The sequence below is a fragment of the Slackia sp. genome, from assembly GCF_977041755.1.
On sequence record NZ_CDRRGL010000091.1, the window covers coordinates 1 to 7,630 of the forward strand.

Sequence of the window (7,630 nt, forward strand, 5' to 3'; positions counted from 1 at the left end):
GGAGCGCCTACGGTGCTCGTCGAAAAGGTGCCCGCAGGCCCCGAACCGGTCTATGCGCTCGAAGCGCTTGAACGCGAAGTGGGGCATACCTTCGATGCGCTTATTCCGTCTGAAGCAGGCGGCTGGAACTCGCTGCATCCTATGCTTCCTGCGGCGCAGCGCCACATTCCGCTGCTCGATGCCGACGGCATGGGCCGCGCGTTTCCTGAATTGCAAATGGTGACGTGGTCGATGTACGGCCAATCGGCAAGTCCCATTGGTGTGGCCGATGAGCGTGGCAATACGCTGCTCATGCATGCGGCCACGAATAAGTGCGGCGAAGATTTGTGCCGCGGCGCCACGGTGGAAATGGGCGGCAACATTTCGCTCGCGTGCTACGGCATGACGGGTGCCGAGGCCAAGGCGCACAGCGTGGCCGGCACATATACGCTGTGCGAAAACGTCGGCCGCATCCTGCGCCGCGCCCGTGAAGAGCGCTCCAATGACATTTCCGAGCTTCGCGAGACGCTTGGCGCGGTGGAGCTGTTCCGCGGCAAGGTCGAAGACGTGGAACGCCGCACCGTCGGTGGTTTCGCGCGCGGCTTGGTGCATTTGGAGGGCATGGATGCCTATAAGGGCGGCGTGCTCGATGTGCGTTTCCAGAACGAATTCCTTATCGCCGAGTGCGATGGGGAAGTGGTGTGCACGGCACCCGATCTTATCGCCATGTTCGATAGCGAAACGCTCACTCCCATCACGGGTGAGGCCCTGAAGTACGGTTGCCGCGCGATTGTGCTGGGCATTCCTTGCGCGCCGCAGTGGCGCACGCCTGAGGGCCTGGCCACGGTTGGCCCTGCCGTCTTTGGCTACGAGGGCGTGGAGTTCGTTCCCGTCGAAGAGCGCTGTAAATAAAAGAACGCGGCATATGACATGGCATTGCGCGGCCCGTGGCGAATTCTCGCCGCGAATGCATTAAAGGGGGAAGATCCGAAAAAGGTAGAAACTCTTTTGGCGATGCTTCGTGGGAGGAGTTTCGTTGCTATAAGAAGACGAGTCCTGTCGGGCCAACGACCTGACAGGACTCGCGTTTGTTTGCAGCGGGGGAGGGGTCCTGCTGCCGGATTAGGCTTTGATGTATTCGGCCATATGGCGCGCAGCTACGCGGCCGGATGACATGGAAAGGCCCGAGCAAGAACCGCCGCAGTCGTAATACGGGGTGCTGAACAGGCTGCCGTTCTCAACGCCGCCCACATACAGGCCCTCGATAGGCTTGAAGTTTACGTCCAGCACGCGGCAATTCGCATCGGTGCGGGCACCGCCAAAGGTGTTGAAAGCGCTGGGGTTGTATTCGAAAGCGTAGTATTCGCTCGACCCGTCCTCAACGGGCCAGAGGAACTCTTCGCGCTTGTAAAACTCCGTATCGTCTTTGGTCGCAACCATTGCATCGTAGGTTTTTACTGTTTCCGCGAGGTTGACAAGGCCCGTCTCTTTTGCAAGCTCATCGATGCTTGCGGCCTTGAAGCACCAGCCTTCTTTGATTGCGGTTTCGAGACTTGCGTCAAAGTCGGCAAGAGGCGCGTTGAACATGGTCGCAGCAGATGTCCATACTGCGGGTTTGCCGATGCTCTCGTAATAGCTGGTGTCCTTCATGGACTTCAGCACGTCGCCGCTGAAGATCGCATAATAGCGCTGTTCGTGCAGGGTGGCCTCGCCACCGCCACTCATGGGTTCCTGGGCCAGCATGTATTCATTCATGAAGCGGTTGCCATCGGGGTTCACCACCAGGCCGCCGTAAAACGCGAGCTGCATGAAGGGGTTGGCATTGAACACTGAAATAGTGCTCTTTGCGTTCATGCCGTAAATGTCATTCATGCCTAGACCATGGATACGGTCTTCCATGCCCCCGGCTTCGAGGACCATGCGTTGTCCATCGCCGGTATTTTTTTCGGAGCCCATGTTGCACAGCGTAACGCCGCCATATACTTCGCGAAGCATTTCCTCGTTGGCCATGTAGCCACCAGTGCAGACCAGAACTGCTTTCGCTTTAACATCGATGACTTTTTTGCCCTGCTCGACTTGCACGCCTGCGGCTTTCCCATCCTCCATGAGGATATGGGTTGCTGGTGCGCCGTACATGAACTCGACGCCTTGTTCGGTGAGGTAGTCTTCGACGTATTTGCCCTTGTCGGTGGTTACGAATCCATGAACGCAGGTAAAGCCGACATTATATCGATCGCCTAGGATGGCGGTTTCGACGCCCATATCCTGCAGTATGGTGATGTTCTCCGGGAGGAGCATGACGCAATTCTTCAAAAGCTTCGCGTTTACGGTCCAATGGGCAAACGAGAGCATATGTTGGTACATATCGACTAGGCTGTAAGTTTGCCCGATGGATTTGGTCCCCTCGGTTTCCAAAGCGCAGGTGCCGGTGATCACATTGAAATTGGAGTCAGTCGCATTGTCGCTTTTGGTGACAACGATGACGTTTTTGACGCCCTGCTTTGCGGCTTCGTAAGCAGCCATGCAACCCGTAGCACCCGAGCCTACGATAACGATGTCGGTCTCGCGTGTTTCGTCGGCGGTTTTCACGGTCGCTTCGTTTTCCGCATCGGCTTTCGTGCTTTCTGCTTTCGGAGAGCCGCAGCCAGCGAGCATGTTCGCACCTGCAATACCCGCGAGGCCGGCGGCGGCCCCAGCGAGGAAATTGCGGCGAGTGAAGCCCGTTTCAGAAATACCCATATCAAATCCCTTCCTTGTTTTTCAGGACGAGATAACCTTAGGTCGACGTTATATTTTTGTGAAATATCGGTTTTTGATTCGGTGATAATAGGCGCTTATAACTGCAGCTCATTACGATAAAAGTGATTAAAGGTGCACATTGGCGAAGTCGATGAACTTCATTAATGCTGGGTTTTGGTTGTTGGCGAGATAGGCCCAGCCCGTTTCGAGCGTTGCCTGATACCCTATGACGTGGCGCACGACATAGCCATCTTGCAATGAGGGAAACACTTCTTCCGGCACAGCCTCGACGCCAAAGCCTAAAAGCATCGTTGCAAGACCGATGCCCTGATCTTCTACTCGTACGATGGGCGTGCTCGTGTCGCCGTGAAGGTACGGATAGGTTGCTTGAAGCAACTGCTCATTCTCGCAATCGGCGATAATGTGGGGCCAGCCGATAAGATCGTCGGTGGTGAGTTGCTTGGCTGTTTTTGCGAGAGGGTGCTCTTTGCTCATTGCGATTCTGAGCGTTGAATTGCGCTTTCCAACCATACAAATATCGTCGTGGCCGGCAAGGCAAGGTGAAGCCGTTATGGCTACGTCAAAAGATCCTTGCGATAGCTGTTGGTATTGATTAAGGGAATGCGCGCGCTTCAATTCGATGTGAATTTCAGGATAGCGCGCTGAAAACTGCTCAATTGCGCCAAGCACTGCTGTTTGGCCCGAGTTTGCGATGCCGACAATGAGTGATCCTGCGCTACCGAGGGAAATTGCGCGCGCTTTGCGCGCCGACCTGTCGAGGCTTTGCAGAATTGCAGTGATTTCTCCTTGGTATGCCCGGCCCGCTTCCGTGAGCGTGACGCCTTTCGTGGTTCGGTTGAGCAATGCGAAACCCAGCTCTTTTTCCAAAGCTCGGATTTGCTGGCTAACGGCGGGCTGCGCAACGTGGCATTCCTCTGATGCTCTGGTGAAACTTAGATTGCGCGCCACAGACTCGAAGTATTCCAATTGAGTGATTCTCATATTCCCCTCCATGTTCCCCGATGGATATGGTAGCGGTTTTGGCTGTTGAGATTCTGAAAAAGCTGCGCATACGGCCTCGTCGATGTGTCTTTTCTCACGACGATTCGATGCTTTCGTTGCGCATGCAGCCTGCGATTGCTCTCTTGCTCAGCGGCGATTGTGCTTGCGAAATGTACTCTCATCTATAGAGTGATTTTTGGTTTGCGACATAACTCCTGTCCATGGCAGGAAATGCGCGAAAGGGGCCTCATTGCATAGGAATTGTATTTCTATGCCAGAAATGGCGGCTATGGGGCCTGTTTTTCGCGGGGCGGGACTTCGCTATGAAATCGATGTTGCCTCTTATTAGGTAAAACGTATTCCTTGCCGTGAGCCACTCGCCTTTTCTTGAATAATTGACCCTGCAGAAGGGCCCCATTGCGCCATTTTCTGTCACGACACCCTTGTTTGGACGCAATGGACGATTCGGAGGAGCGCGGCGTCGTTGCGCATGCTCGTCGCTGCCGTCTGCCTCACGTTGCGTTACGTGCCGCTCGTCGTCTGCCGTTCGCTGCCGATCTCCCGGTTCTGTCAATCATTGCCTGCCGTTTGCCGTTTGGCGCCTGGTGCTTGCCATTCTGTTTGGCCGCTGCCGTCTGCCCCTGGCCTCTCGGCTCTGTCGCTCGCCGCTTCCCCCTGGCGCTTGCTCCTTTCCGTCCGCGTAGCGCTTTCCGCCGCCTTTTGCGAGCGTTCGCTATTCCCCCTATCGCCGCATGCTGAATCCCGTTGTGCCTTCTGCCGCCGTATCGAACCTCCGTGTTCCTCCTGCGGCGTTAACGCCTTTGAAACACACATTACACTTCGCTGTAACATGCGTGTCACGCTCGTGAAACGCTGCATCCATACCCTAGAAACACTACATTCGCTACCCAGCCCTTGCGGCGCGGCGCATCGCCACGCGCCCGTCGCGACGAGGCCGCCACGCCTCGAATTGCCCGGGTTGGGCCAATGGGGGAAATGAGGTGCAGCATGCACTATGCTGAAACGCCGCAGCAGGCGGCAGCCCGCGCACGCGCGCTTGACAGCCGCGGCCTGCGTGAAGGCGACGTGTGCATTCCCGCTGGATGCGCCATTGCCGGTATCATGGACAAGTCTGGCGCGCGCCATGACGGCCGCGACATTCTGAAGGCCATCGCGCTCATGCACGATCGCAGCAATGGCCTGGGCGGAGGCTTCGCCGCGTATGGCATCTATCCGGAATATGCCGACTTCTATGCGTTCCACGTGCTTTATGAAAGCCATGAAGCGCGCATGAATACGGAAGCGTATCTCAACGAACATTTTCTTTCCGAAAAGCAGGAGCGCATTCCCACCGCCACGGTGAAGGCAATCAAGAATCCGCCCGACACCTGGCGCTACTTCCTCACCCCGCACCCGTCGCACCATGAGCTTGAACTGGGTGAATTCGACGAGCAAGAATACGTCATGCAGTGCGTGTTCTACATTAATGCCCACATCGATGGAGCGTTCGTTGCAAGCTCTGGCAAGAACATGGGAGCGTTCAAGGGCGTGGGCTACCCTGAAGAAATCGGCGAGTACTACCGTATCGACGAATACAAGGCATGGCTGTGGACTGCGCACGGGCGTTTTCCCACCAATACGCCTGGCTGGTGGGGCGGCGCTCACCCGTTCACGCTTTTGAACTGGTCGATTGTGCACAATGGCGAGATTTCCAGCTATGACACCAACCGTCGCTACGTCGAACAATTCGGTTACGACTGCGCGCTGCAGACCGATACCGAAGTCATCACCTATCTATTCGATCTGCTCGTTCGCCGCCACGGTTTCTCTCAGGAAATGGCCGCGCATATCATGGCCGCTCCTTCGTGGGATGCCATCGACCGCATGCCGCCCGAGCAAGCTGAATTCGAAACGGCGCTGCGTTGCGTGTATTCCGACGCGCTCGTGAACGGCCCGTTCTCGGTGATTTTGGGTTCGGAAGAGGGCCTGCTGGCCTTGAACGACCGCCTGAAGCTGCGCGCGTTGATGGTTGGCGAGAAAGACTCCATGGTGTATTTGGCCAGCGAGCAAGCGTCCATCGAGCTTGTGTGCCCCGATGTCGAGAATGTGCGCTCCATCGAAGGCGGCGTGCCGTTCGTGGTGCAGCTCGACGAGGTCGCGCGCGCCAAACAGAACGCCGCTGCGGAAAACGAGCCCGACATCCACCAGCAAACGCGCATCACTCGAAAGGAGGCCTAAGCCATGCTCGATTTCACGTATCCGCGCTATAAGGTCGAGCGCGATCCCAACCAATGCATTCAATGCGGCGTGTGTGCGCGTCAGTGCGCTAACGAGGTGCATATGGTCGATACCGACTTGGGCCGTGTGGTCGCCGATCACAAGAAGTGCGTGAACTGCCAGCGTTGCGTGGTCATGTGTCCCACGAACGCACTTGCCATTACGAATTGGCCCCAGGTCGGCAACGGCTCGAACAACTGGAACCTTGCCGCCATGCAAGATATCGCCAAGCAGGCGCAAACCGGCGCTGTGCTGCTTTCTTCCATGGGAAACCCCCAGCATTATCCGATTTACTGGGACCATCTGCTGCTCAACGCGAGCCAGGTTACCAATCCTTCCATCGACCCGCTGCGCGAGCCCATGGAGACCCGTGTGTTTTTGGGCAGCCGTCCCGAGGCGCTGCGCATCAATGAGCGCGAGCGCAAGGTGGTCTCGCCGATGCCGCCCCGCATCAAGCTCGATGTGCCCATTATGTTCTCGGCCATGAGCTTTGGTTCTATTTCGCTGAATGCCCAAAAGTCGCTCGCCATGGCGGCCGAGGAGCTGGGCACCTATTTCAACTGCGGCGAAGGTGGCCTGCATAAAGATCTCGAGAAATATGGTAATCACGCTATCGTGCAGGTGGCGTCGGGCCGTTTCGGCGTGGATATGCACTACCTCGAAACCGCGGCGATGATCGAAATTAAAATCGGCCAGGGCGCAAAGCCCGGCATCGGCGGACACCTTCCTGGCGAGAAGATCAACGATGAAGTGTCCCGCACCCGCATGATTCCGAAGGGCACTGATGCTATTAGCCCTGCACCGCACCATGACATCTACTCCATTGAAGACTTGCGCCAGCTCATTTTCAGCTTGAAGGAAGCGACGCACTACACCAAGCCCATTTCGGTGAAAGTGGCTGCCGTCCACAACGTGGCCGCTATCGCGAGCGGCATGGCACGCGCGGGCGCCGACGTGATCGTCGTCGACGGCTTCCGCGGCGGTACGGGCGCAGCGCCGGCTCGCACGCGCGACAACGTAGGCATTCCCATTGAGCTCGCGCTTGCGAGCGTTGACCAGCGCCTTCGCGATGAGGGCATTCGTAGCCGCGTGAGTCTGGTGGCCGCCGGCTCCATTCGCAATTCGGCCGACATCGTGCGTGCCGTCGCTTTAGGCGCCGATGCCGTGTATTGCGCAAGCTCCGCGCTTATCGCCCTGGGCTGTCATCAGTGCCAGGCGTGTGCGGGCGGCAAGTGCAATTGGGGCATCGCCACGCAGCGCGCCGACCTCACGAAGCGTCTCAATCCCGAAATCGGCGCCGAGCGCGTGGTGAATTTGGTCCGCGCGTGGAACCACGAGGTTCAGGAGCTCATGGGCGGCATGGGCATCAATGCCATCGACAGTTTGCGCGGCAATCGACTTATGCTGCGCGGCGTAGGACTGAACGAGAAAGAACTCGAGATTCTGGGCGTGAAATACGCAGGGGAGCAGTGATCGGCATGAAGAGGATTTACGCGATTCCCGAATGGTGCGTGAATTGCCGCCGTTGCGAGGTGGCTTGCAAGGCTCAGCATTCGCCGTGGCCAGGAAACATCGTGAAGGCGTTTACGCTTGCGGGCGATGAAATCTACAACCGCGTGCGTGTCGAGGGCGA

General features: G+C 57.3%; 5 protein-coding genes. 3 read left to right on the forward strand and 2 right to left on the reverse strand.

The features are described from left to right. Positions 1-891, forward strand: an 891-nt coding sequence (locus tag ACWI8T_RS07050) for a DUF917 domain-containing protein (protein WP_449138435.1), incomplete at its 5' end; no start/stop codon positions are given. Positions 892-1,101: 210 nt separating this feature from the next. On the opposite strand, the gene ACWI8T_RS07055 is transcribed toward ACWI8T_RS07050, so the two are convergent. Next, complete coding sequence (locus ACWI8T_RS07055; RefSeq protein ID WP_449138436.1) at positions 1,102-2,718, reverse strand: FAD-dependent oxidoreductase; 1,617 nt, start codon at positions 2,716-2,718, stop codon at positions 1,102-1,104. Positions 2,719-2,844: 126 nt separating this feature from the next. Next, positions 2,845-3,720, reverse strand: a complete 876-nt coding sequence (locus tag ACWI8T_RS07060) for a LysR family transcriptional regulator (RefSeq protein WP_449138437.1) — start codon at positions 3,718-3,720, stop codon at positions 2,845-2,847. A gap of 1,008 nt (positions 3,721-4,728) precedes the next feature. On the opposite strand from ACWI8T_RS07060, the gene ACWI8T_RS07065 reads away from it, so the two are divergent. After that, a complete protein-coding gene (locus tag ACWI8T_RS07065) occupies positions 4,729-5,958 on the forward strand; it encodes a class II glutamine amidotransferase (RefSeq protein WP_449138438.1) in 1,230 nt (409 codons plus the stop codon). A gap of 3 nt (positions 5,959-5,961) precedes the next feature. After that, positions 5,962-7,470 (forward strand): FMN-binding glutamate synthase family protein, encoded by a 1,509-nt coding sequence (locus tag ACWI8T_RS07070; protein WP_123218958.1) that lies wholly within the window; start codon positions 5,962-5,964, stop codon positions 7,468-7,470. Positions 7,471-7,630: the final 160 nt, after the last annotated feature.

What these genes read in the sequence shown, in the direction of transcription:
- ACWI8T_RS07055 (WP_449138436.1), bottom strand. Translation starts at nt 2,718, where the DNA reads ATGGGTATTTCTGAAACGGGCTTCACTCGCCGCAATTTCCTCGCTGGG.
- ACWI8T_RS07060 (WP_449138437.1), bottom strand. Translation starts at nt 3,720, where the DNA reads ATGAGAATCACTCAATTGGAATACTTCGAGTCTGTGGCGCGCAATCTA.
- ACWI8T_RS07065 (WP_449138438.1), top strand. Translation starts at nt 4,729, where the DNA reads ATGCACTATGCTGAAACGCCGCAGCAGGCGGCAGCCCGCGCACGCGCG.
- ACWI8T_RS07070 (WP_123218958.1), top strand. Translation starts at nt 5,962, where the DNA reads ATGCTCGATTTCACGTATCCGCGCTATAAGGTCGAGCGCGATCCCAAC.